Origin of the sequence: Actinosynnema sp. NPDC059797 (assembly GCF_042732085.1) — a bacterium.
Lineage (GTDB): Bacteria > Actinomycetota > Actinomycetes > Mycobacteriales > Pseudonocardiaceae > Actinosynnema.
Map to the genome: position 1 here is coordinate 1 of NZ_JBHWIE010000038.1, position 23,886 is coordinate 23,886.

General features: G+C 73.7%; 21 protein-coding genes. 13 read left to right on the forward strand and 8 right to left on the reverse strand.

Annotated elements, in window-relative coordinates:
• The first annotated feature begins 227 nt into the window (after positions 1-227).
• Complete coding sequence (locus ACFV4N_RS13130) at positions 228-1,184, forward strand: LLM class flavin-dependent oxidoreductase (RefSeq protein ID WP_499672728.1); 957 nt, start codon at positions 228-230, stop codon at positions 1,182-1,184.
• A 7-nt stretch (positions 1,185-1,191) separates the two neighbouring features.
• On the opposite strand, the gene ACFV4N_RS13135 is transcribed toward ACFV4N_RS13130, so the two are convergent.
• Positions 1,192-2,091, reverse strand: coding sequence for a proteasome assembly chaperone family protein (locus tag ACFV4N_RS13135; RefSeq protein WP_499672729.1), 900 nt, complete (start codon positions 2,089-2,091; stop codon positions 1,192-1,194).
• Positions 2,092-2,305: 214 nt separating this feature from the next.
• On the opposite strand from ACFV4N_RS13135, the gene ACFV4N_RS13140 reads away from it, so the two are divergent.
• Entirely contained in the window at positions 2,306-4,168 is a 1,863-nt protein-coding gene (locus ACFV4N_RS13140; RefSeq protein WP_499672766.1) for an ABC transporter ATP-binding protein, read from the forward strand.
• A gap of 80 nt (positions 4,169-4,248) precedes the next feature.
• The gene (locus tag ACFV4N_RS13145) at positions 4,249-4,797 is read left to right on the forward strand and encodes a hypothetical protein (protein WP_499672730.1); all 549 of its coding nucleotides are present in this window, start codon (positions 4,249-4,251) and stop codon (positions 4,795-4,797) included.
• Here the strand turns inward: ACFV4N_RS13145 and ACFV4N_RS13150 are convergent.
• Complete coding sequence (locus ACFV4N_RS13150) at positions 4,794-5,573, reverse strand: SDR family oxidoreductase (protein WP_499672731.1); 780 nt, start codon at positions 5,571-5,573, stop codon at positions 4,794-4,796. The two genes, ACFV4N_RS13145 and ACFV4N_RS13150, sit on opposite strands and share 4 nt — an antisense overlap.
• Before the next feature lie 279 nt (positions 5,574-5,852).
• Between ACFV4N_RS13150 and ACFV4N_RS13155 the strand changes: the two genes are divergently transcribed.
• The gene (locus ACFV4N_RS13155) at positions 5,853-7,055 is read left to right on the forward strand and encodes a DUF6801 domain-containing protein (RefSeq protein ID WP_499672732.1); all 1,203 of its coding nucleotides are present in this window, start codon (positions 5,853-5,855) and stop codon (positions 7,053-7,055) included.
• Between the two features lie 109 nt (positions 7,056-7,164).
• Here the strand turns inward: ACFV4N_RS13155 and ACFV4N_RS13160 are convergent, their stop codons facing one another.
• The gene (locus tag ACFV4N_RS13160) at positions 7,165-8,322 is read right to left on the reverse strand and encodes a lipase family protein (protein ID WP_499672767.1); all 1,158 of its coding nucleotides are present in this window, start codon (positions 8,320-8,322) and stop codon (positions 7,165-7,167) included.
• A gap of 343 nt (positions 8,323-8,665) precedes the next feature.
• Here ACFV4N_RS13160 and ACFV4N_RS13165 point away from each other — a divergent pair, with 343 nt between their 5' ends.
• Positions 8,666-9,955: a PucR family transcriptional regulator gene (locus tag ACFV4N_RS13165; protein ID WP_499672733.1), complete on the forward strand. Its 1,290-nt coding sequence runs from the start codon at positions 8,666-8,668 to the stop codon at positions 9,953-9,955.
• 248 nt (positions 9,956-10,203) lie between these two features.
• Here ACFV4N_RS13165 and ACFV4N_RS13170 read toward each other — a convergent pair whose 3' ends face one another.
• Together ACFV4N_RS13170 and ACFV4N_RS13175 are read right to left on the reverse strand one after the other, a co-directional pair.
• Positions 10,204-10,623 carry a hypothetical protein gene (locus tag ACFV4N_RS13170; protein ID WP_499672734.1) on the reverse strand — a complete coding sequence of 140 codons (420 nt, stop codon included), beginning with the start codon at positions 10,621-10,623 and terminating at the stop codon, positions 10,204-10,206.
• 234 nt (positions 10,624-10,857) lie between these two features.
• The gene (locus ACFV4N_RS13175) at positions 10,858-11,913 is read right to left on the reverse strand and encodes a polyprenyl synthetase family protein (protein WP_499672735.1); all 1,056 of its coding nucleotides are present in this window, start codon (positions 11,911-11,913) and stop codon (positions 10,858-10,860) included.
• A 384-nt stretch (positions 11,914-12,297) separates the two neighbouring features.
• On the opposite strand from ACFV4N_RS13175, the gene ACFV4N_RS13180 reads away from it, so the two are divergent.
• From ACFV4N_RS13180 to ACFV4N_RS13205, 6 genes are all read left to right on the forward strand, one after another.
• The gene (locus ACFV4N_RS13180) at positions 12,298-14,079 is read left to right on the forward strand and encodes a 1-deoxy-D-xylulose-5-phosphate synthase (protein WP_499672736.1); all 1,782 of its coding nucleotides are present in this window, start codon (positions 12,298-12,300) and stop codon (positions 14,077-14,079) included.
• Entirely contained in the window at positions 14,076-15,125 is a 1,050-nt protein-coding gene (locus ACFV4N_RS13185) for a terpene synthase family protein (protein ID WP_499672737.1), read from the forward strand. Before ACFV4N_RS13180 ends, ACFV4N_RS13185 begins: the two co-directional genes overlap by 4 nt.
• A 141-nt stretch (positions 15,126-15,266) precedes the next feature.
• Positions 15,267-15,947 (forward strand): SDR family oxidoreductase, encoded by a 681-nt coding sequence (locus ACFV4N_RS13190; protein ID WP_499672738.1) that lies wholly within the window; start codon positions 15,267-15,269, stop codon positions 15,945-15,947.
• Positions 15,948-15,970: 23 nt separating this feature from the next.
• Entirely contained in the window at positions 15,971-16,585 is a 615-nt protein-coding gene (locus ACFV4N_RS13195; RefSeq protein ID WP_499672739.1) for a DUF4230 domain-containing protein, read from the forward strand.
• A gap of 82 nt (positions 16,586-16,667) precedes the next feature.
• On the forward strand, positions 16,668-17,807 hold the full coding sequence (locus tag ACFV4N_RS13200) for a hypothetical protein (RefSeq protein ID WP_499672740.1): 1,140 nt from the start codon (positions 16,668-16,670) through the stop codon (positions 17,805-17,807).
• 46 nt (positions 17,808-17,853) lie between these two features.
• Positions 17,854-18,756, forward strand: coding sequence for a pseudouridine synthase (locus ACFV4N_RS13205; RefSeq protein WP_499672741.1), 903 nt, complete (start codon positions 17,854-17,856; stop codon positions 18,754-18,756).
• Here the strand turns inward: ACFV4N_RS13205 and ACFV4N_RS13210 are convergent.
• The 3 genes from ACFV4N_RS13210 to ACFV4N_RS13220 all read right to left on the reverse strand — a co-directional run bounded on the left by ACFV4N_RS13210 (position 18,753) and on the right by ACFV4N_RS13220 (position 21,764).
• Positions 18,753-19,334: a DUF305 domain-containing protein gene (locus ACFV4N_RS13210; RefSeq protein WP_499672742.1), complete on the reverse strand. Its 582-nt coding sequence runs from the start codon at positions 19,332-19,334 to the stop codon at positions 18,753-18,755. The genes ACFV4N_RS13205 and ACFV4N_RS13210 overlap by 4 nt on opposite strands.
• A gap of 71 nt (positions 19,335-19,405) precedes the next feature.
• Positions 19,406-20,170, reverse strand: coding sequence for a lytic polysaccharide monooxygenase (locus ACFV4N_RS13215; protein ID WP_499672743.1), 765 nt, complete (start codon positions 20,168-20,170; stop codon positions 19,406-19,408).
• A 523-nt stretch (positions 20,171-20,693) separates the two neighbouring features.
• Positions 20,694-21,764 (reverse strand): glycoside hydrolase family 19 protein, encoded by a 1,071-nt coding sequence (locus ACFV4N_RS13220; RefSeq protein WP_499672744.1) that lies wholly within the window; start codon positions 21,762-21,764, stop codon positions 20,694-20,696.
• 147 nt (positions 21,765-21,911) lie between these two features.
• Here ACFV4N_RS13220 and ACFV4N_RS13225 point away from each other — a divergent pair, with 147 nt between their 5' ends.
• Both ACFV4N_RS13225 and ACFV4N_RS13230 read left to right on the forward strand, forming a co-directional pair.
• Complete coding sequence (locus tag ACFV4N_RS13225; RefSeq protein WP_499672745.1) at positions 21,912-22,691, forward strand: AraC family transcriptional regulator; 780 nt, start codon at positions 21,912-21,914, stop codon at positions 22,689-22,691.
• Positions 22,692-22,772: 81 nt separating this feature from the next.
• A complete protein-coding gene (locus ACFV4N_RS13230; protein WP_499672746.1) occupies positions 22,773-23,195 on the forward strand; it encodes a hypothetical protein in 423 nt (140 codons plus the stop codon).
• Positions 23,196-23,886: the final 691 nt, after the last annotated feature.

Below are 23,886 nucleotides of genomic sequence, written 5' to 3' on the forward strand. Positions count from 1 at the left end.
CAGCCATACCGCGAGTTTAATGGGTACCCCCCCCTCGGCACCCCTTGCGGAGTGTGGTTGCCTCAGGCAGGCCATACGGGGAGACCACGAGCAGCAAGTTGCTTTTCCTCCCCGGAGGCCTGCCCAGCGGCGAGCGACCGCTCTTAATCTCTTGATCTTCAAAAGCCCGCCACACCACAAGGAATCCCCACCCCACCCCCCACGTTGACCCCAACGTGAAGCTCTCCGTGCTGGATCGCTCCCGCACCCGCTCCGGCCACACCCCCGCCGAAGCCCTGCGGGACACCACCACCTTCGCCCAGCACGCGGAAGCCCTCGGCTACCACCGCTTCTGGGTCTCCGAGCACCACGGCGTCCCCGGCGTGGCGGGCTCGGCCCCCACCGTCCTGGCCGCGGCCGTCGCCGCCGCCACCAAGACCATCCGCGTGGGCACCGGCGGCGTGATGCTGCCCAACCACCAACCCATCCTCACCGCCGAACAATTCGGCGTGCTGGAATCCCTCTTCCCGGGCCGGATCGACCTGGGCCTGGGCAAATCCGTGGGCTTCACCAACGAGGTCCGCAAAGCCCTGGGCCACCCCAAGGAGGACGCCGACACCTTCGTCCCGAAACTCCGGGAACTGCTCGCCTACTTCACGGACGAGAACCCGGTGCGCGCCTACCCGGCCCCCGGTCTCCGCCCGCAGCCCTTCGTCCTGGCCACCGGCGCCAGCGCCAGGACAGCCGCCGAGCACGGCCTGCCGCTGGTCATCGGCACCTTCCGGGGCGAACGGGCGCTGCTCGACGCGATCAACACCTACCGCGCCGAGTTCCGCCCGTCCCCCTGGGCGTCATCCCCCTACACGGTGGTCTCCACCACCGTCGCCGTGGCGCCGACGACCGCCGAAGCGCGAGAACTCCTGATCCCGGAGGCCTGGGCCATGGCGCACTCCCGCACCAGGGGCGAATTCCCGCCCCTGGCCACCCCGGCCGAGATCCGGGCCACCCCCATGACCCCCCGGGAGCGCGCCCTCTTCGAGCAGTCCCTGGAGGGGCACGTCCACGGCACCCCCACCGAGGTGGCCAAAGCCCTGGACGCCCTGGTCGAGCACACCGCCGCCGACGAAGTCCTCGTCACCACCAGCACGCACGACCGAACGGCCCTGCTCACCTCGTACGAACTCCTGGCAGACCTCTACATCTAGACGTCGACTAGACGTCGCGCTGCTGATCAGCCAGGAACCGCTCGAACTCGGCCCCGATCTCATCAGCGCTGGGCAACGGCTCGTCCCCCGACACCAGCAGGTTCTCCGACGCCTCCGCGAACGCGTCGTACTGACGCTCCAACGCCTCGACGACCTGCGCGATCTCGGCCGACTCCGCCACCTGGCGAGCGATCTCGGCATCCGTCCGCCGCGAGGCCTCCTGGACGGCCCCGGCCGGCAGCGCCAACCCCGTCGACCTCGTGATCGACTCCAGCAGCCCCAGCGCCGCCGCCGGGTACGTGCTCTGGGACAGGTAGTGCGGCACGTAAGCCGCGAACCCCATGGCGTCGTGCCCGGCCTGCCCGAGGCGCAGCTCCAGCAGCGCCGACAGGTTCCCCGGCACCTGCACCCGGTTGAACGGCGACTTCTCCACCACCAGCTCGGGCCTGGTCGCGTGCGAGATCACGGACAGCTTGCGGGTGTGGGGCACCCCCATCGGGATGCCGTGGAAGCTGACGGCGAGCCGCACGCCCCAGCGCTCGACCAGCGACCGGATCCCGGCGACCACCGCCTCCCACCTGCGGTCCGGCTCCGGTCCGGTCATCACCAGGAACGGCGTGCCCACCGCGTCGTGCAGCAGGTGGACCACCAGCTCGGGCGCGGCGTAGTCCTCCCACCGGTCGGTGGCGTAGGTCATCGTCGGCCGACGGGCGCGGTAGTCGATCAGCCCGTCGACGTCGAACCGGGCGATCACGCGGTGCTCGTGCGTCTCCAGCAGGTGGTTGACCAGCACCGAACCGGCCGCACCGGCGTCCATGAAGCCGTCGAAGTGGTGCAGCAGCACCGCTCCGGTCAGGTCCGGGACGTCGGAGTCGACTTCGAACAACTCCTCCGGATCCAGCGCCACGTCGTGCCTCCCCTAGTGCTCGTACAAGTGCGCACAGCCAGTGCTCGTGCCGGGTGCGCACAGCCACGCACATCCAGTGCTGACAGTCCTCCCCCTCTCAACGCCCCTCCCCCTGCCCCCATTCCCGACTTGGCCGAAAAGCCGAAAACCCGTTGACCTCCACTCAACTCCAGGTCTTAGCGTTCCGCCCATGGACATGGAAACCACCGCCTGGATGTCGCTGTACCACGTCACGAACGCCCAAGACGACAAACGGCCCTTCTCCGCCGCCACTCTCCGCCGCATCTGGGCCTTCGCGCGGCCGCGCCGGACCCGGCTGTTCCAGTACCTGGCGCTCAGCGTGGTCATGGCGGTGCTGGCGGTGGTGACGCCCGTGCTGGCCGGGCGGGTCGTGGACGCGATCGTCAACGGCTCGGCCACCGGGGTCGTCCTCGGGCTGGCCGGCGTCATCGCGGGCATCGCGGTGGCCGAGGCGGCGCTGGGCCTGCTGACCAGGTGGTTGTCCGCGAGCATAGGCGAGGACCTGATCCTGGACCTGCGGACGACCGTCTTCGACCACGTGCAGCGGATGCCCATCGCCTTCTTCACCCGCACCCGGACCGGGGCGCTGGTGAGCCGGCTCAACAACGACGTGATCGGGGCGCAGCGGGCGTTCAGCGACACGCTCGCGGGCGTGGCGGGCAACGTGGTCATGCTGGTGCTGACCCTCGTCGTGATGATCGGCCTGTCGTGGCAGATCACCCTGCTCGCGCTGGTCCTGCTGCCGGTGTTCGTGGTGCCCGCGCGGCGGATGGGTTCCCGACTGGCGCGGCTGGAGCGCGAGGCGGCCAACCACAACGCGACGATGAGCACCCAGATGACCGAGCGGTTCTCGGCGCCGGGCGCGACGCTGGTGAAGCTGTTCGGGCGGCCCGCCCACGAGTCGGGGGAGTTCGAGGTCCGGGCACGGCGGGTGCGGGACATCGGGGTGCGCTCGGCGATGGTGCAGACGGTGTTCCTCACCGCGTTGACGCTGGTGTCGGCGCTGGCGCTGGCCCTGGTCTACGGCCTGGGCGGGTTCTACGCGCTGCGCGGGGAGCTGGACCCGGGTTCGGTGGTCGCGCTCGCCCTCCTGCTGACCAGGCTGTACGCCCCGCTCACGGCCCTCGCCAGCGCGCGGGTCGAGGTGATGAGCGCGCTGGTGAGCTTCGAGCGGGTGTTCGAGGTGCTCGACCTGGAGCCGCTGATCACGGAGAAGCCCGACGCGCGGCAGGTGCCCGACGGCCCCGTCTCGGTGGAGTTCGAGAACGTCCGGTTCGCCTACCCGTCGGCCGACAAGGTCTCCCTGGCGTCGCTGGAGGAGGTGGCGGTGCTGGACACGCGGGGCGGCGCCGAGGTGCTGCACGACGTCAGCTTCCGGGCCGAGCCGGGCCAGGTGGTGGCGCTGGTCGGCTCGTCGGGCGCGGGGAAGTCCACGATCGCCTCGCTGCTGCCCCGGCTCTACGACGTGGACTCGGGCGCGGTGCGGCTGTCCGGCGTGGACGTGCGCGACCTGACCGCCGACTCGGTCCGGGACGTGCTGGGCATGGTGACCCAGGACGGTCACCTGTTCCACGAGTCGATCAGGTCGAACCTGCTGCTGGCGCAGCCGTCGGCGACCGAGGAGGAGCTGTGGGAGGTGCTGCGGCGGGCGCGGCTGGCCGACCTGGTGGAGTCGCTGCCGGACGGGCTGGACACCGTGGTCGGCGAGCGGGGCTACCGGCTGTCCGGCGGTGAGCGGCAGCGGTTGACGATCGCCCGGCTGCTGCTGGCCAAGCCGCGCGTGGTGATCCTGGACGAGGCCACGGCGCACCTGGACTCCACCTCGGAGGCCGCGGTGCAGGCCGCGCTGGGCGAGGCGCTGGACGGGCGGACGGCGGTGGTCATCGCGCACCGGCTGTCGACGATCCGGGCGGCGGACCTGATCCTGGTGGTGGAGGACGGCCGGGTGGTGGAGCGGGGCACGCACGCGGACCTGCTCGCCGCGGGTGGGCGCTACGAGGAGCTGTACCGGACGCAGTTCGCGGAGGAGGGAGTGCCGGAGGAAGTGCCGGCCTGACCACCTCCGGTCCTCTGGCGGGGCGACGTTCGAGGATCACGGGCGAGCCCGGCACGTCCCGGTACGGCAGAGTGGTGGGCATGGAGCTGACGCCGCGCGCCCTGTTCTCACTGGCGAGGACCACCGTGGAGACCGCCGTGGCCGTGCCCGGCCGGGTGCTGGACCTGCTCGGCGCGGCCGAGTCCGTGGTCCGCCGGGCCGACGGGCTGGTCGCGCGCACCGAGCGCGTGCTGGACGAGACCGAGGCCCTGGTCGAGCGGGCGAAGGCGGTCACCGCCTCGGCGGACGGCATCACCGCCGACGTCGCCCGGACCGCCCGGGTGTCGCGCGAGCTGATGGACGACTACGCGCCGCTGGCGCGGCAGGCGCACCCGCTGGCGCAGCGCTTCGTGCACGACCTGTCGCCGCACGAGGTGGACGCCGCGATCGAGCTGGTGGACCAGCTCCCGGTGCTGACCAAGCACATCATGGAGGACGTGCTGCCGATCCTGACCACGCTGGACAAGGTCGGCCCGGAGATCCACCAGCTGCTGGAGGTCACCAAGGACATGAAGCAGGCGATCCTCGGCATCCCCGGCTTCTCGTTCCTGCGCCGCCGCGGCGAGGAGAAGGAAGAGGAGGACGCCTAGAGCACGCGCTTGACCAGCCGCAACGGCGCGTGGCGCAGCACGGGTGCGATCAGGCGCCACGGCCACGCGGGCACGCACGCCTCGGCGGCCTCACGTTCGATCGCCCGCACCATCGCCCGCACGCCCACCGCCGTGTCCACCAGCAGCGGCGCGCGTTCCTCGGGGTTCATCTCCGACCGGATGTAGCCGGGCAGGATCGCGCTGACCTCGATCGGGGTGCCGAGGGTGTCCGCCCGGATGCCCTCGGCCAGTGACGACACGGCCGCCTTGGTGGCGGCGTAGGTGGCCATGGACTTCGGCATGCCCCGCACGGCGCTGACCGACGAGATCAGCACCAGGTGGCCCCGGCCCCGGCGGTAGAACAGCTCCATCGCGGCCTCGCACTGCGCCAGCGCGGCCACGAAGTTCGTCTCGGCGGTGCGCCTGTTGGCGTGGAAGCCGCCCGTGCCCACGGGCCTGCCCTCGCCGATGCCGGCGTTGACCACGACCCGGTCCAGCCCGCCCGACCCCCCGCCCGGCCCTCCGGCCGCCCCTCCCCCGAACTCCTCGTCGAACGACCGGAACACCTCGAACACCGCGTCGTGGTCGGTCACGTCGAGCCGCCGCGTCGACACCCTGATCCCGGGGTGGGCGGCGACCAGCTCGCGGCGCAGCTCGTCGAGCTGGTCGGTGCGGCGCGCGCACAGCGCGAGGTCGCGGCCGAGCGCGGCGAACTGGCGGGCCATCTCCGCGCCCAGGCCGGCGCTCGCCCCGGTGATCAAGATCGTCTTCCGCACGGCGGCCAGCCTAACAAGGCACTTCCCGCCCGACGCCCCGGAACCCCGCCGCCCCGCCCACCCGGTTTCTTCGCACGAATACGAGTCCTCCGGCACGCGTTCTTGTCCTCCCGTGAGCGGCGCGAATCGGTGGCGCTCAATGTTCGCCTCGCTTTTTATCGGGTTTCGCGGGTTTTCCGGACAGGTCTTGCCCGCTCACCTCGGCGCTCGTTAACTTCCGCCGGTCGGCATATTTCCGGCAGATTCCGCAGATTCTGCGATTTCGAGGAAGGAACACCCGTGAGGTTGAAGACGACACTGGCCGCGGGCGTGACGACCGGGCTCGTCGTGGCCGGGCTGCTGACGGCCGTCGGCACCGGCGCCGCGGCCCCCGTCCAGGTGGACAAGACGCTGATGTTCACCTGCCCGTTCCCGCTGATCGGCAACCAGCAGATGGCGACCCGCATCCGCGCCACCATCGACACGCCCGCCGCGGTGGGCGGCGAGCTGAGGACGACCGGCTTCTCCGCCACGGTGACCGTGCCGGCGACCGCGACGCAGGGCCTGGCGCTGGTCGGCGCCGCGACCGTGGAGGGCTCCGCCGAGGCGGGCGTGACGCTGGACAACGCGGGCGCCTCGCTGGGCATCGCCATCCCCGGCCTGACCGTGCCGAGGACACCGGTGCCCGCGCAGGGCGCGTTCGACGTGGTCGCGAGCGGGGCCGTGCCCACCGCGGTCATCCCCCGGGCCGGCACGACGACCGTGACGGTCGGCGACTACGCCACCACGTTGACCCCGAAGCGGGCCGACGGCACCGAGACCGGCCTGGGCACGTTCACCTCGAACTGCACCCTGAACCCCGGCCAGGACGCGGAGCTGATCCGGTTCGAGGTGTCGGGCGGCGGCCCGACCACGACCACCACGACGACCACCACCACCACGACCACGACGACCACCCAGCCGACGACCACCACGACCACCCCGCCGGGCGGCATCAAGTACTCCTACGCGCTGGACGGCTCGTCGACGATCAAGAAGCTGGGCGGCTCGGTGAAGCTCGGCCCCGGCGGGCTCGACGCCGACCTGGAGCTGGCCACCGGCAGGTTCACCGGCGACCTGGCGCTGCCGCCGACCTCGGGCAGGTTCACCGTGCTCGGGTTCCTGCCGGTCGAGTCCAAGATCGAGTTCGTGCCCGAGGGCAAGACCACCGGCACGCTCAGCGCGGGCAGCGTGAAGTCGAACTCGAAGGTCACCATCAAGCTGCCGACGGTCACCGCGTTCGGCATCCCGATCAGCAACGAGCCCACCTGCCGCACCAGCGCGCCCGCGAGCATCGACCTGACCTCCGCGCCCGGGTTCGACCCGCTCACCGGCGGCCGGCTGTCCGGCACGTACACCATCCCGCCGCTGACCGGCTGCGGCCTGTTCAACGACCTGATCAGCGGCCTCACCGCCGGTCCCGACAACACGATCGACCTGGCCCTCACCGCCAGGCCCGCCTGACACCACACCCCTCCCGGACCGGCGGCGCCCCTCCCGGACCGGCCGGCACCCTCCCGGGGACCGGAGACCGCCGCGCCCCACCGCGGCGGTCTCCGCCGTGCACCGGCCATCAGCAGGTGGACGTGGCCGGGCGGCCCGCGAACCGGTCCGCGGTGAACGCCAGGGCCGCCGCGCCGCCCCGGTGGACGGCGGTGATGTGGTCGGTGTCGTAGGTCCTCCAGTCGACCTGGGCACCCAGTCGGCAGTACGTGTCGCGCAACGCCCTGGCCTGGGCGAAGTCGACCAGGTCGTCACCCGTGGCGTGGTACTGGTGCACGGGCACGCGGATCGGCTCGCCGCCGAGCTGGTTCTCCCGCACGCGCGCCAGCCACGGCGGGGTGAGCACCGGGCTCGACGTGGTGTAGTCGGCGAGCCGGTGGTCGCGGTAGTCCACGAGCAGTTCGAGCGTGCAGGCCTCGCGCCGCATCCGGTCGAACGCCGCCCGGCCCGCCTCGGTCAGGTAGTCCTCCAGGTCCAGCTCCGGGTAGGCGTTGTCCAGGCCGATCAGCGAGTACGCGAGCAGGCCGAAGCCCTTGCGGCCGTCCAGCGGCAGGGCGACCTGCACGAGGTCCGCGGGCACGCCGCCGCCGACCACGCCGACCAGGCGCAGCTCGGGCGCGTACGCCGGGTGCAGCTGGCCCGCCCACATGGCCGCGCCGCCGCCCTGCGAGTAGCCGCGGAACACGACCGGCGCGGTCGCCGACAGCCCGGCGTCGGGCAGCCGCTGGGCGGCCCGGACCACGTCGATCACGGCGTGCCCCTCGGAGCGGCCGGTGACGTAGGTGGTCCGGGGGTCGGGCCGGTACCCCTCGTAGTCGGTGACGGCGACCGCGTAGCCCGCGTTGAGCAGGTCGTTGACCGCGGGCTGCTCGTAGAGGGCGCCGATGCGCAGCATCTCGGAGGGCGCGCACCGGAACGCGGGGCCGTGCGTGCCGACCGCGAACGCGACGATGGGCGCGGTCGCCGGGTCGACCGACCTCGGCACCAGGACGGTGCCGACCACCGCGTTGGGGCGGCCGAGCGCGTCCGTGGACCGGTACATGACCTGCCAGGCGCGGGCGGTGGCGCGCACGGCGCCCGCTTGTGAGGCGCGGGCGCGGAGGACGTCGCCGGGCGCGGCGGCGGGCAACGGGTTCGGCGGCTCGTAGAACCCGGGGTCGGGTTCGGCGAAAACCCCGTCGGCGATACCGGTCGCGGCGGGGGGCGCCGCGCCGAACCCGGCGCCCATCGGCGTCAAGCCGGTCGGCGCGGTGGTCAGCGCGGCGGTCAACGCCACCGTGACCAACGAATACGAGAACATCTTTCGCAAAAGGCACCTCCGGGGTAAATGTGGCAGAGATAATGCACAGTGCATTAACCGCCGATCGCCCGTCCAGGAGGCAGGCGTGATTTATCACCGGCGTGCACGTTCCGCGGACCGGAGTTGTGACCGGGCTACAAGGTTTTCCCTCACTCGAAAGAGTGAACGGAGTCAAGGCGGCGGAAAGAGTATTTGACACCCCGTGACGGCTGATTTTAGTGTCGATCGGGCGAAGTCCCAAGGCGGTGCTTCGGCATGCGGAGGCGGCAGCATGACGATCTCACTGAACGGGTTGGCGCGACAGCGGACGTTCCCCGGCGGCACGGCGACCAGACCGGCGGCCCACGGCGAGCACGGCCCGACGAGCGAGTTCAGCGCGGCGCGGCAGCTCTGGGCGAGCATCCCGACCGAGTTGGCCGAGCGGATGGCGCCGCTGTCGGGCGTCCTGGTGCGCGACGCGGTGCGGGAGATCCGCCGGGCGGTGCCCGCGTACGCGCAGCCCCTGGAGGGCAAGTTCCGCGAGGTCCTGGTCGGCTCGGTCGAGATGGCGATCTCGAAGTGCTTCGACATCATCGTCAACCCCGATGCGGCGCAGGCCGACTGGGAGGCCGTGCTGCGCTACAGCGGCCGGATCGAGTACCTCGAAGGCCGCACCATGGACTCCCTCCAGACCGCCGTGCGGGTCGGGGCGCGCGTGGTGTGGCGGCACCTGAGCGAGCAGGGGCGCGAGCTGGGGGTGCCGACCGACACGCTGTTCCTGGTGGGCGACGCGATCTTCGCGTGGGTCGACGAGCTGTGCCGGGTGGCCATCGCCGGGTACGCCGAGGCGCAGGCCAACGCCAGCGGCGCGCTGGAGCGCAGGCGGCGGCAGCTCCTCAAGCTGGTGCTGGCCGACCAGCCGGCGTCCGCGCGCTCCGTCGCGGACCTCGCCGCGACCACGGACTGGCCGCTGCCCGAGCGGGTCGCCGTGGTGGCCCTGGAGTACCGGGAGGACCAGCACCAGCTCCCGCCGGTGGCGCTCGGCCGGGACGTGCTGGTGGACCTGGAGAGCTCGACGCCGTGCCTGGTGGTCGCCAACCCGGTGGGCCGGGTGGAGCTGGACCTGCGCGGGCGGCGGGCGGCGGTGGGACCGGTGGTGGCGCTGGCCGAGGCGCGGCAGTCGCTGGCGTGCGCCCGGCGCGCACTGGGCCTGGTGCGGCGGGGCCTGCTGCCCGTCACGCCGCTGACCTGGTGCGACGACCACCTGGCCACGCTGGCGCTGCTGTCCGACGAGTTCCTGGTGGGCCGGCTGAGCGAACGGGCGCTGGCCGCGTTCGCCGGGCTGACGGTGAAGCAGCGCGAGCGGCTGGAGACCACGCTGCTGGCGTGGCTGGAGACGCGGGGCGGCATCGGCGAGATCGCCTCGCGCCTCGACGTGCACCCGCAGACCGTGCGCTACCGCATGCACCAGCTGGAGGAGCTGCTCGGCGACCGCCTGGCCGACCCGGAGGAGCGCCTGACCCTGGAGATCGCCCTGCGCGCCCGCCGCCTGCTGAACCGCGACCAGTCCAAACGCCCCTGACCCCCGCGCGTGTCCTCCACTCCGGCACCACGTGTCCTCCACTGGGACACCGCGAGTCGTACCTCCAGAACCCGCGAGTCGTACGTCCAGGACACGCGAGTTCAGCGTTCGCGACGCCCTCGAGCCGGGCGAGGGCGTCGCGAACGCTGAACTCAGGGGTCGCGAACGTACGACACGGCAGGTCTGTACGTACGACTCGCGGTGCCGGAGTGGAGGACACGCGGTGTCCTAGTGGAGGACACGCGGGGTTAGGGGTTCAGTTCGTGGCCCGGGTGGTTGGGGGTGGTGTTGCGCTCCTTCAGCTCGGACTCGTACAGGTGGCGGACGCCGCCCGCCAGTTCGTCCCGCACCGACCGCTCGCACTCCCGGAACACGCGGTAGTAGCCCTCGTCGTAGTCCTCGACGAGCTGGAACGTCCACCGGCCGTGGATCACGTTGCGCCCGACCAGCTCGGCCTCCAGCCGGTCGGCCTGCTCGGCGTGCCCCGCCTCGCGCAGCAGCCGCACGGCCCGCTGCGCCTCCGCGTCCGCCTTGCCGGTCAACTGGTGGAACGAGAACAGGTGCCCCCGCGCCCGCTCGGTGGTCTCCAGCGCCTCGGTCAACGCGCCCACCGCCTCGACCGTCGCGTCGTCCACCCCGTCCGGTCGCCTGCCGTCAGCCCTCTGCATGTAGGGGTTATTACCCCGCCGAAGCGTCCCTATCCGCACTCCGGACGCGCCGACGCCACCGACGCCGAAAGGGCTCGACCGGACCGGGGGTTCGGGGCTTCGGCTCGCCGGCCGGCACGCGCGGCAGCCCCCTGCTGCAGGCCGAACTCGACGCCCTTGAGCACCTGGCGCGTGCCGTGCGCCTCGTGCGGGTCGACCGCCCGCAGCGTGAACTCCCGGTCCGCCGTCAGCGCCTCACCTCCCGCGCCTGGTCGCCAGGGCGACCAGCTCGGTCAGCAGCGGCTTGGCCGCGGGGGCCAGGGCGGCGGTGCGCACGGCGGCCAGCGCCCGCTGCGCGCGCACCTCGATCATCCGCTCCACCCGGTCCGCGGCCCCGGTCGCCCGCACCACCGCGCGCAGCCGCTCGGCCCGCTCGCCGTCGAGGTCCGGCGCGCCGTGCAGGGCGGCGATCACCTCCCGCTGCCCGGGGGTGGCCTGCCGCCACGCCAACGCCATCAGCGCGGTGCGCTTGCCCTCCCTGAGGTCGTCCAGGGCCGGTTTGCCGGTCAGGTGCGGGTCGCCGAACACGCCCAACAGGTCGTCGCGCAGCTGGAACGCCTCGCCGACCGGTCTGCCGTAGGCCCCGCACACCCGTTTCAGCGCGGTGTCCGCACCGGCCAGGGCCGTGCCCACGCGCAGCGGCAGCTCCACCGAGTACCGGGCGGTCTTGAGCCGGACCACCCGCAGCGCGGCGCGCACCGGGTCGACCGCGTCGCGGGTCCTCGGCGCCAGGTCGAGGTACTGCCCGGCGATCAGCTCGGTGCGCATGGTGTGCAGCAGGGCGCGGACCCCGCGCCGCCGCGCCGGGTCCAGGTCCACCAGGTCCAGCAGCTCGTCCGACCACGCGAAGCACAGGTCGCCCAGGAGGATCGCGGCGCTCGTGCCGGCCCGCTCGTCGCCGAGCCGCTCGGCCAGCACCCGGTGCACGGTCGGCCGGCCGCGGCGCAGCGCCGAGCGGTCCATGACGTCGTCGTGCACCAGCGCGAAGGTGTGGAACAGCTCCAGGGCCGCGCCGGTCAGCGCCGGGGCGGGGTCGCCGGGCGCGCCGCCCGCGGCGACGAACCCGGCGTGGCAGAACAGCGGGCGCAGGCGCTTCCCGCCCGAGACGAACCCGCGCAGCACCTCCACCAGCGGCGGCAGGCACGGGTCCGGCGCGGCGCGCGCCTTGTCGTCCAGGAAGCGGTCGAGCTCCGCGTCCACCTCCGCGCGGGCCCCGTCCAGGTCGCAGCGCGCGGCGTCGATGACGGTCATGGCCCCTCCGCGGGCGTGATCGGGCCGGGGGATGTGCGGGAGCACGCGGTGGGGAACGGTCACTGCCCGGCACCCTGAAGCTAACACCGCCCGACGCGCCGTCGGGCGTGCTCGGGCTCGTCGTCACCGTTCGGGGCCGATTCCGGAATGCCGACCAGCGGTTTCACCGAAAATACGCCCCGTGCAGTGGCGCGGCCCCGCTCTCGTGCACTACGCAGCGTCACCTGCCCAGAAAGAGCGGAGTCAAGCCCACACGTCCGTGTGGTCGTGGTGGACCTCTTGGCGTGAATCCCGCCCGTCCGCTTGAACCACCCCACACCGTCCGGCACGTTCGCCCTCGTCCCGGTTCTCCGGGCGGCTTCCCGCGTGGCACCAGGAGCGACCATGACCGACGCCGTTCTCCACCGCGCCACCCGCGCGCCGGTCCGCCCCGCGGTGGGGCACGCCGACCTGCCCGCGCTGTCCCGCGCCGAGCTGGACGAGCTGGCCCGCGCCCTGAGGCGCCGCCTGGTCGACGTGGTGAGCCGCAACGGCGGGCACCTCGGGTCGAACCTGGGCGTGGTGGAGCTGACCCTGGCGCTGCACCGGGTGTTCCGCTCGCCGCGCGACCGGGTCGTGTTCGACACCGGCCACCAGTCCTACGCGCACAAGCTGCTCACCGGCCGCGCGGGCGCGTTCGACGACCTGCGCCGCGAGGGCGGCCCGTCCGGCTACCCCAGCCGGTCGGAGTCGCCGCACGACCTGGTGGAGAACTCGCACGCGTCCACCGCCCTGTCCTACGCGGACGGCCTGGCCCGCGCGGCGCGGCTGCGCGGCGAGCACGACCGGCACGTGGTGGCGGTGGTCGGCGACGGCGCGCTCACCGGCGGCATGGCGTGGGAGGCGTTGAACAACATCGGCTCGTCCTCGCTGCCGGTCGTGGTGGTGCTCAACGACAACGGCCGCTCCTACTCCCCCACGGCCGGGGCGGTGGGCGCGCACCTCGCGGAGCTGCGGGCGGGCCGCACGTCGAACGTCTTCACCGAGCTGGGCCTCGGCTACCTGGGACCGGTCGACGGCCACGACGTGGCGCGGGTCGAGGAGGCGCTGCGGACCGCCAAGGCCCTGCGGCGGCCCGTGGTGGTGCACTGCGCGACCAAGAAGGGCATGGGCCACCCGCCCGCCGAGGACGACCTGGTCGAGCACATGCACGCGGTGAGCCCGCCCGCGCCGGCCCGCGGCCCGGGGTGGACGTCGGTGTTCGGGCAGCACCTGCTCGTGCTGGCCGACCGGCACCCGGACCTGGTGTGCCTGACCGCGGCCATGCTGCACCCGACCGGGCTGACCGCGTTCGCCGAGGCGTTCCCCGACCGGGTGATCGACGTGGGCATCGCCGAGCAGCACGCGGTGACGTGCGCGGCGGGCCTGGCCATGGGCGGGCTGCGGCCGCTGGTCGCGGTCTACTCGACGTTCCTCACCAGGGCGGTGGACCAGGTGCTGCTGGACGTGGCGCTGCACCGCCTGCCGGTGACGTTCGTGCTCGACCGGGCCGGCGTCACCGGCGAGGACGGCGCCAGCCACCACGGCGCGTGGGACCTGGCGCTGCTGCGCGTGGTGCCCGGGATGCGGATCGCCGCGCCCCGGGACGGCACGCGGTTGCGCGCGCTGCTGGACGAGGCGGTGGCCTTCGACGGGCCGGCCGCGGTGCGGTTCCCCAAGGGCGCGCTGCCCGCGGACGTGCCCGCCGCGGAGCGGGTCGGCGGGGTGGACGTGCTGCACCGGTCGTGGCGGCGGGACGTGCTGCTGGTGACCGCGGGCGGGCTCGCCGCCGACGGGGTCGCCGCGGCCCTGCGCCTCAACGGCGAGGGCGTCGGGGTGACCGTGTGCGACCCGGGCTGGGTGTGGCCGGTGGACCCGGCGCTGGTGGCGCTGGCCGAGGGGCACCGGGTGGTGGTGTGCGTGGAGGACGGCGTGCGCCGCGGCGGTGTCGGCGAGGGCGTCGCGGAGGCGCTGCGCGCGGCCGGGTCCGACCGGCGGGTGCGGGTGCTGGGCCTGCCCCACGAGTTCCTGCCGCACGGTGCCCGCGCCGACATCCTGCGCCTGCACGACCTGGACGCCGCCGGGATCGCCCGCGCGGTGGCCGCGTTCCTCCCGGGGAGCGCCGAGCGCACGAGGAGCAGCACATGACCGCCACCGACGCGCCGGCGCCCATCGGCCTGCGCCCGTTCTACTGCCCGGTGCCCGAGGCGGTGCACCCCCGCGCGGCCGAGGTGGACCGCGACGCCGTCGCCTGGATCGACCGCATCGGCCTGGCGGCCGACGACGAGGCGCGCAAGCGCTTGCTGCGGACCAACGGCGCCGACTTCTTCGCCCGGTTCGCGCCCTACGCGGACGACGACGGGCTCCGGCTCGCGGTGCGGTGGGTGTACTGGGGGTTCATCTTCGACGACCGGCGTTGCGACGGCGGCAGGTTCAGCGACGACCCGCTGGCGTTCCCGCCCATGGCGGCGCGCGTGCAGCGGGCGATGGACGCGCCGTGGTGCGAGGCGGTGGAGGACCGGTACGCGCGGGCCGCCCAGGACATCGTGCGCGGCATGTACGAGCTGCGCACGCCCACGCAGGCGCGGCGCTTCACCGACGCCCACCGCGCGTGGCTGTTCGCGACGGCGTGGCAGGTCGCCAACCGCGCCCGAGGCCACATGCCCGACCTCGACGACTACACCGCCATGCGCCTGCACACGTGCGGCGGCGCGCCGACCATCGCGCTGCTGGAGATCGCCAACGGACCGGAGGTGCCCGGCGCGGAGATGGACTCGCCCGCGGTCCGGGCGCTGACCGAGATGGCGATCCTGGTGGCGGCGTGGGACAACGACCTCCACTCCTACGACAAGGAGGTCCGGGAGTCGCACACCGACCAGAACCTGGTGAACGTGCTGGCCCACCACCGGCGCCTGCGCCCCGACCAGGCCGTGGACGAGGCATTCCGCCTGCGGGACCGGGTGATGAGCCGGTTCCTGGCGCTGCGCGAGGCCGTCGCCGCCCGGCCGGTCAGCGGCGCCCTGCGGATCCACCTCGACTGCCTGGGCCACGCCATCCGGGGCAACATCGACTGGGCCTTCGGGGTGCCCCGCTACCGCGGCCTCGTGCACCCGGGCTGGGCCGACGGGCCCGCCGACGCCGATCCCGCCCCGCTGCCGCTGCCCACCATCGCCTGGTGGTGGGACGACCTGTGACGGCCGCTCGGCGGTGCGACGCCCGACCACGTCCTGCGGGTTGATCCCCGACCCCGCGGCGCACTTGACCTAGTCGTCCCCGGGTGGGTGCGCGCCCACCCGGGCGTGCCGGAGAATCCCGCCCGAGGGACGGAGGCGGGCATGGGCGAGGCGCCGGTGGCGGTCGTGACGGGCGGGAACCGCGGCATCGGGCGGGAGGTGTGCCGCCAACTCGCCGCGCTCGGCCACGACGTCGTGCTCACCGCGCGCGACCCCGCGAAGGCCGAGGCGGTCGCCGGCCGGCTGGGCGTCGACCACCACCGCCTGGACGTGACCGACGACGGGTCCGTCGCGGCGCTGGCCGGGTACCTGGGCGAGCGGTACGGCCGCCTCGACGTGCTGGTGAACAACGCGGCCATCCACTACGACACGTGGCAGCGGGCGTCCTCCGCCGACCTGCGGGTCGTGCGCGAGGCCATGGAGACGAACTTCTACGGGCCGTGGCGAGCGGTGCTGGCGCTGCTGCCGCTGCTGCGGGCCTCCCGGCGCGCCCGCGTGGTGAACGTGTCCAGCGAGGGCGGGTCGCTGGCGTCGATGGGCGGCGGCACGCCCGCGTACAGCACGTCGAAGGCCGCGCTGAACGCGTTGACGCTGGTGCTGGCCGGTGAGCTGCGCGGGATCCTGGTGAACGCGGTGTGCCCGGGGTGGGTGGCCACCGACATGGGCGGGCCCGGCGGGCGGCCGGTCGAGGACGGCGCGGCGAGCGTGGTGTGGGCGGCGACGCTGCCCGACGGCGGACCCACCGGCGGGTTCTTCCGGGACGGGAAGCGGGTTCCCTGGTAGCGCCCGCTGGGTACTCGTGCGCCATGAAGCGGCGCACGGGTGCGGTGGTGGCGGGCGTGGTGGCGGTGGCGGCGATCGCGGCCCTGGTGTCGGTCTTCGTGGTGGTGCCGCGGTTCGGCACGGACACGATCGACCGGAGCCAGCCCGCGCTGCTCCAGTCGTTGCGCGACCTGAGCCAGTACCACGCGGCGGCGGGCGACTTCCAGGTCGTGCTGGACATCGAGCACGACGTACGCTTCGTGCCGTCCGCGCTGGCCGGGCAGCGGACCCTGTTCGTGGCCGCCGGCACGGTCAACGCCTACGTCGACTTCGGCGGGCTGGCCGAGGACTCGCTCAAGGTGTCGCAGGAGGCCAGGACCGTGGAGCTGGCGCTGCCGGCGGCGGTGCTGGACAAGCCGAACCTGGCGCAGGAGCGGTGCTACGTGTTCACGCAGGAACGGGGCCTGCTCGACCGCCTGGCCTCGCTCGTCGAGACGCAGGACCAGCAGCCGTTCTACGTGGCCGCCGAGCAGAAGATCTCCGACGCGGCGCGGGAGTCCGGGCTGGTGGGGCGGGCCGAGGAGAACACCCGCAAGATGCTGACCGGCATGTTCGGCGCGCTGGGGTACCAGGCGACGTTCACCGGGGCGGCCGACTGACCGCCGCCGGACGGCCGCCGGCCCCCGGACCGCCATCGGCGGGAGCATCGCAGCGAACGCACACCCACCGGGAGGTTCGCGCATGCCCGCCAGTCGACGTCGCCTGGTCCTGTCCGCGCTCACCGCGGCCCTGATCACCGCCACCACCACCGCGCCCGCCCTAGGCGCACCGGTCGCCGCACCGGTCGAACTGCTCCCGTTGCCGGGGGACGCGACCACCTTCACCACCGACGTGAACGAGTCCGGCGTGGTCGTCGGGTTCTCGACCACCCGCAACTCGCTGTCGCCGCGCCGCGCCGTGCGCTGGGACCGCACCGGGGCGCCCACCGACCTCGGCACGCTCGGCGGCGCGACCAGCACCGCCAACGCGATCAACGAGGCCGGGGTCGTCGTGGGCCACGCCCAGGACGCCGACGGCGACACCCGCGCGGTCCGGTGGGACCCCGACGGGTCGGTGCGGGACCTCGGCGTCCTGCCGGGCGGCACGACGAGCCGGGCGGAGGCCGTCGGCGACGACGGTGCGGTGGCGGGCGTCTCCGACACCGGTGGGCGCGGTCAGCGGGCCGTGCGCTGGGGCCCGGACGGCGTGGTCACCGAGCTGCCCACGCCCGAGGGCACCCTCGGGAGCTGGGTCAACGGGGTCAACGACGTCGGCGGCGTGGTCGGCGGCGCGTACACCGGGGAGGGCGTGGTCGCGCTGCGGTGGGACGCCGACGGCGGCGCCACGGTGCTCGCCGGCCTGGGCGGCGCGGCGCACAACGCGGTGGCCCTCGCGGACGACGGGACCGCGGTCGGGCAGTCCGCCACCCCGGACTCGTTCGTCCCGGTGCGCTGGGACCGGGACGGGCGCGTCACCGCGCTGCCCACCGGGGAGGGGATCGCCACGTCGGTCAACGCGCGCGGGGTCGCGGCCGGCCGGGTCGCGGGGCGGGCCACCCTCTGGGACCGGTACGGGAGGTCGTTCGACCTGGGCGCGCTGCCGGGCGGTGCGAGCAGCCACGCGGCGCACGTCAACGACCGCGGGGTGGTCGTGGGTGGCAGCCAGGGGCCCGGCGGCGCGGTCGACCGACCGGTGCGCTGGGACCGCCTGCGCGGCCTGGTCGAGCTGGCACTCCCGGCGGGGGCGTCGGCGGGCAGCGCCGCGCAGGTGACGGAGTCCGGGCTGGTCATCGGGGACGTCAGCCTCGTGGGTGGCGGCTCTCGCGGCGTGCTGTGGGGGTGAGCGGGTAGGGGGCGGGGCCGGGGGCGGGGCGTAGACTGCCCGCCCGATGAGGCGCAAGCTCCGGCCACCGCTCCCCCAGCGCCACGGCCTCGACCCCGCCCGCCTGCGGCTGCCCGCCGCGGGCCCCTGGGCGACCATCCGCGACCACCTGGTGGAGCGCCTGCACCGGGTCCCGCCGGAGCGGATCGACTCGATGCTCGCCGAGGGCCTCATCCACGGGCTCGACGGGCCGATCGCCCCCGACGCCGCGTTCGCGCCCGGCACCTCGGTCTGGTTCCACCGGGACCTGCCGGACGAGGCGCCGGTGCCGTTCGGGATCGGGGTCGTGCACTGGGACGACGCGATCGTGGTGGTCGACAAGCCGCACTTCCTGGCCACCATCCCGCGCGGCAGCCACGTCGTGGAGACGGCCCTGGTCCGGCTGCGGCGCGACCTGGGCCTGCCGCACCTGAGCCCGGCCCACCGGCTGGACCGGGTCACCGCCGGGCTGGTCATGTTCGTGGTGGACCCCCGGCTGCGCGGCCGGTACCAGCTGCTGTTCAAGGACCGCCTCGTGCGCAAGGAGTACGAGGCGATCGCGCCGCACCGGCCGGACCTGGTGCTGCCGCGCCGGGTGACCAGCCGGATCGTCAAGGTCAAGGGCGTGATCACGGCGCAGGAGGTCGAGGGGCCGGTCAACGCCGAGACGCACGTGGAGCTGGTCGAGCACCGGGACGGGTGGGGCCGGTACCGGCTGGTGCCCGTCACCGGGCGCACGCACCAGTTGCGGCTGCACATGGCGTCGCTGGGCGTGCCGATCCGCAACGACGACTTCTACCCCGTGCTGCGGGACAAGCCGCTGGACGACTTCACCGACCCGCTCCAGCTGCTGGCGAAGACGCTGGAGTTCACCGATCCGGTGACCGGCGAGCACCGGCGCTTCGCCAGCGGCCTGCGGTTGGAGCTCTAACCCAGGTAGCCGAGCAGCTGGGCGATCTGGGCGGTGCGCGAGTCGAAGATGCGGTTCGCCAGGTCCTTGGCCTGCGGGTTAATCCCGCCTTCCCGCTCCAGCTTCGCGATCTCCACCGCGTTGTGCTGGTGGCCGATCAGCAGGTTCAGGAAGGCCTTCTCGAACTCGGCGGGCGGGGTGGCCGCGAGTTCGGCGATGGCCTCCGGGCTGGTCGAGTGGTCACCGCCGTGGCCCGCGTGCAGCTCGGGGCTGTCGGCCGCCGCCTCGGGCTGGCCCCAGTCCGCCAGCCACTGGGTCATCGAGTCCACTTCGGACAGCTGGGTGACCTTGATGGCGGAGGCCAGGGTCTTGACGTCCGGCCGGACGTCGCGCTCCTCGGCCAGGCGCACGATCTCCAGGCCGGCGCGGTGGTGCGGCACGGCCATGTGCAGGAACATCACGTCGGTCTCGTTGAACTCCTGGGTCGCCGCCGCGCTCGACGCGGTGGGCGGCGGTGCCGACTGCCCGGTGGTGGTGGCGCCGCCGCCGCACGCGGTGAGCGCCAGCAGGGCGGCCAGCAGGATCGTGAGGCGTCGCAAGGTCGTCCTCCTCGAAGCCGAAAGGCCCGCCCGCGCCGTACAGGGCAGCGCGGGCGGGCGGTGTCACCGAGTCAGACCCTCTGCCAGAGGGCCGCGGTGTTCGGGGGCTCCCAACCCACGAGGGACGTGTGGGGCTGGAGGCAGCGGTACGTGACGCCGCCGTAGGTCACCTGCGAGCCGACCGAGTACGCCACGCCGGCCGCCCACGTGCCGCCCACCGGGGGCTGCGTGGTGGTCGTCGGCGGACGCGTGGTGGTCGTCGTCGGCGGGGTGGTGGTGGTCGGCGGGGTCGTCGTGGTCGTCGGGGTGCCGCCACCGGAGCCGACCTGGAGGTCGACGCAGGAGTAGAACGCCATGGGCGTGTCGGCGATGTTCCACACGGCCAGCAGCTTGATCCGGCCGGTGCGACCGCCCAGGTTCACGTTGTGCGTCACGGTCGACGCGGGCTGGCGGCCGCCGTCGTTGAACTCGGCGATCTTGCTGCCGCCGACGAAGTACTGCCACGTCGTGGTGGAGTGCCGGGCGGTGAGCGTCCAGTTGAACGTCACGTTGTTGCCCACGGTCGTGGTGGGCCACGGGCGGCTGTCGTCGTTGAGCTGGGCGAAGGAACTCACGCCACCGTGGCAGTTCTGCTGGCCCTTGGGGCCTTCGACGCTCTGGGGCTCGTAGACGATGGGGCCGCAGTTGGAGATGCGACCCTGCGCGCACATCGCCTGCCGGCTGGGCGGCGAGGAGATGTAGCCGTGCGCGCTCGCGCTGCCGGCCGACACGACGACGAGCAGCGGCGCGACAGCCGTGCCCGCGAGGACCGCGGCCAGTTTGCGTTTCAAGCTCATGTGTCCAGCTCCTTCGGAGGAGACCGACGGTGGTCTCCCGTGCAGGGTCCGATATCCGCGGCGGCCGGATCATGCGGTACGTCATGAGGGGGTGACGCCCCGCAACGTGGTCTAGACCATAATCCGGAACGTCATCCGGGTCAAGGGAGTGAACCGACTGGTCGAGCGGTAGGTGTCCTCAACCGTGAAAGCGCACGTCGGGAAAGGGCGATCCGCCACTTCGACAGCGCCGCGCGAGCGCGAGGGGCCGCACGGGGAGCACCTGCGGGCGTGGGACGACCACGCGACCGGGCAGGATGAACAGGACGAACAGGGCCGCGCCGAGGCGGCGTCCCGAGGCGGCCCGAACATGGGACCGCTCCCACATCACGTGGGCCGCCCGCTCCACCGCGCGGTCGGACGGCATCGGGGCGGTCGGACGGCATCGGGCAGGGCGGGGCCGGGCGGGGAGCCGTGCCCCCACGACCGGCGGGAGGGGCCGCGCGGTCGCGGCCCCTCCCGGGTCAGGTACGGCGGGGAGCCCTCAGCAGGACAGGTTGTTGCCCGCGGGCACGCCGAGGATGCCCACGAACCGCTGGTAGGAGTTGATCCGGCTCTGGACCTGCGCCGGGTTGCGCCCGCCGCACTCCAGCGAGCCGTTGATGCTGCGGATCGTCTCACCGAAGCCGTAGCCGTTGACCATCGCGTTGTGCGGGGTCATGGTGCCCGGACCGTTCTGGGTGTTCCAGTACCAGAGGGCGGTCTTCCAGGCGACCGAGGCGTCGTTCTGCACCAGCCACGGGTTGGTCAGCAGCGGGAGGCCCAGCGCGTCGCCCGCCGCCTTGTAGTTGAAGTTCCAGCTGAGCTGGATCGGGCCGCGGCCGTAGTACGCGGCCTGGCCGGCGGGGCAGCCGTAGGGCTGGCCGGCGTCGCAGTAGTGGGGGTAGTTGGCCTGGTTCTGCTCGACGACGTGCACCAGGCCGCCGGTCTCGTGGTTGGCGTTGGCGAGGAACGCCGCGGCCTCCTGCTTGCGGACGGTGTCGCTGCCGGTCTTGGCGAAACCGGGGTACGCGCTCAGCGCCGCGGTCAGGCCGGCGTAGGTGTAGAAGGGGTTCCGGCTGGGGAACATCTGGTTGAACTGCGCCTCGGACACCACGAAGCCGCCGGGCGAGGGCGAGGTGGTCGTGGTGGTGGTCGGGCCACCGGAGCAGTTGTAGGGCTCCCAGTACCAGGTGCTGATGACGGGGTCGTAGCCCGGGTTGTCGTGCTCGGCGATGTAGTAGAGGCCGTTGGTGTACTTGACGATGCTGCCGGCGGCGTAGAACTGGCCCGCCGCCCAGTTGGGGTAGTCGCAGGGCGGCGGCGGGGTGGTGCCGCCGCCGCAGGTGCCCTGGTCGGCCCAGACCGCGGCCGAGCCGGGGGCCTCGTTCTGGGTCCACCACTGGGCCCGCCAGTTGCGGCCGTTGTGCGAGGCCGTCATGCCGCCGGTGTAGACGGAGGACGCGCTCCACGCGGAGGCACAGGCCGCCGCGGAGGCGGTGTTGGCGACGAAGACGGTCAGTGCCGCCCCGACGACGAAGGCGACTGCGGCCGCCAGTACGCGGAATCTCGACACGTGATCACTCATTTCGACGTTGAGCGCCCTGGACGTGACTGACGGTCACCTAACCGGAAATGGTCTACACCAGTCAAGGTTGAACCCGAGGGTTTTTCCACGTTTGTCCACCGTTTCGTCCGCGGCGCGTTGCGGTCTAATGGAGGCGTGCAGTGGACCCGTTACTGGCGGGCGGCCGACCGCCCCGTGGAGGCGATGCACGCGCACTTCACGTCGCACCGCTACCACCGGCACAGCCACGACGCGTACTCGTTCGGCGTGACCGAGGAGGGCGCGCAGTCGTTCCGGTGCCGGGGCGGCGCGCACACCAGCTCGGCGGGCACCGTGGTCGCGTTCAACCCGGACGAGGCCCACGACGGCTACCCCGCCACCGCGGACGGCTTCACCTACCGGATCATCCACATAGGACCGGAGTTGGTCGCGGACCTGCTGCCGAGGCCGCCGCTGTTCCGCGACCCGGTGTTCCACGCGCCCGCGCTCGCCGACGCGCTGCGCGACCTGCACGCCGCCCTGCGCGAGGGCACGGCGCTGGCCCGCGACGAGCACCTGGTGCGGACCGTGCACGCGATGGCGGCGCACGTGGCGCCGTTGCGCCTCCCGAGGGAGCCGGACGGCGACCCGGCCGCGGCCCGGGACGTGCTGGAGGCGCACTGCGCGGACGACGTGCCGGTCGAGGCGCTGACCGGGGCGACGGGCCTGAGCCGGTTCGCGCTCTACCGGGCGTTCCGGTCCCGGTACGGGCTCTCGCCCAGCGAGTACCAGCGCCAGCGCCGGCTGCGCGAGGCCCGCGCCCTGCTGTCGGCGGGCGTGCCGCCGGCCGAGGTGGCGGTGGCGACCGGGTTCGCCGACCAGGCCCACCTGACCCGCTGGTTCCGCCGCTGCTACGGCATCACCCCGGCGGTGTACGCGCGGGCGGCGCGTCACTGACGCAGGCCACCACCTCCGGCCGCACCGGCGCACCCCGCCCGGGGCGTGCGGGGTGCGGCGCCGACGAGGTCGGGGTCCCCGGTGCCCGCCACCAGGTGGCGGCGCCCGCCCACCGGCCGCCCGTCCGGGACCGAAGCGCGGCCCCGGCACGTCGCCCGGCCGCGCCGCGGTGTCCCCGGGCAGGTCCGGCAGCGCGTCGGCCAGGTCGCGCACCAGCGCCTCCCGGGAGCGGTCCGCCCGGCGCGGCGGCGCCGGAGCAGCCCGGCGGCCACCAAAAGGAACGGCGCCGGCCCGACCGGGGGCGCGCCGGCGGCGGGCACGGACGCCGCCCACCAGCCGTCCGGGGAGGCGGCCGAGCCGACCACGCCGCCGTCGGCGGTCAGCGACGCCACCGCGGCCGGGTCCGGCTCGCCGACCACCGCGGTGACGCGGCGGGTGGCCGCGCGCGACCGGCCCGCCGCCCAGGGCGGGCCGCACCACCGCGGCGCGAACCCCCTTGGGTAGGGCCGACTCGCCCCCCGGGCAAGGCCGGCTCGCCCCCGGGCAAGGCCAGCTCGGCCCCCTCCGGCAGGGCCAGCTCGACCCCCTCGAGCAAGGCCAGCTCGACCCCCTCGAGCAAGGCCAGCTCGACCCCCTCGGGCAAGACCGGCTCGACCGCCTTGAGCAAGACCGGCTCGCCCCCCTCGGGCAAGACCGGTTCGCCCCCTCGGGCCCAGCGGCCCCGGCGGTGGCCGGCGGTGGCCGGCGGTGGCCGGCGCGGTCGCGGCGACGGCGCGCGTCGGTGGCCGGCGCGGGCGATCGCCTTCCCGCGGGCGGTCGAGGGCTCCTCCACGTGTGCGGCCACCCGGGTCGAGTCGGCCGTCGGGAGGGTCCGCCGATGGGCCGCACGGGTGAATCGCCGCAGCGCCGCCCCAGGGTGACTCCGGGCGACCGGTCACGCTGGGCGACCGGCGAGGACCGGCGACGGAGGGCCCGGCCAAGCCGGTGCGGCGCGGCGGCGCACGGGGCGGCGGGGTGCCGAAGTCGGCAAGCGCCGGACGACCGGCGCGCCGCCCGTCGCGGTCGCCCGTGATCAGCGCGGCGAGTCGACCGGCAGCCACCACCACCCTGCGTGACCCCACGTTAACCGCAGGTCAAATTCAGTCTTGTGAATGTGCGGCGGGTCACCCTAGAGTTCCTGGGAGCGCTCCCAGGG